General features: G+C 65.4%; 1 pseudogene. It reads right to left on the bottom strand.

The features are described 5' to 3' along the window. A pseudogene (locus tag BST27_RS30790) lies at nucleotides 1-446 on the bottom strand (IS21 family transposase); the annotation flags it as partial. Nucleotides 447-583 lie beyond the last annotated feature (137 nt).

The following is a 583-nucleotide window of genomic DNA, read 5'->3' as shown; positions in this document are numbered from 1 at the left end:
TGCGCGGTCTTTCCCCACCCCCACGATGCGGGCGGATCCGGCAAGTCCAGCCAGTCCCACTGGGTTTCCTCGCCCGGGGCGTGCGGAATCACCGCGTTGGGACGTTCGGTCGCCGTGCGACACACCTGGCAGACCGGACGCAGCCCCCGACGGCGGATGTTGCGCGTCAGACTCTGATACGACAACCCGAAGCCCAATTCCTCCAACTCGTCATAAAGAGTGCGCGCCCACAGGTGCGGGTCCTCGGTCAGCCTCGCGGTGACGTACTCGACGAACGGATCGAACGGGTCCGGACCCGGTCGAGCCCGCACCCCGGGCGTGCCGTCGCCGGCCAGGTACTTGCGCACCGTCTTGCGATCGAATCCGGTGTGGCGGGCGATCGCCGAGATCGACCAACCACGTTTGTGCAGGGCATGTACTTCCACATCGTCCTCCCATGTGAGCATGAGAAAGCGGGCCTCCTTCGGCAGCGCTGCAGGCATCAGACACCAGCAGCATCGAAGGAGGCCCGCCCTTCTCGGCGGAGCCACACGGGTGGGGAATTTCGATGAGCGTCAGTGGGGAATTTCAGTGAGCGCGATCA

The sequence above is a fragment of the Mycobacterium intermedium genome (assembly GCF_002086275.1).
Taxonomy (GTDB): Bacteria; Actinomycetota; Actinomycetes; order Mycobacteriales; family Mycobacteriaceae; genus Mycobacterium; species Mycobacterium intermedium.
The sequence above is the reverse complement of the archived record's forward strand: the minus strand, read 5'-3'. Positions and strand labels throughout refer to the sequence as shown.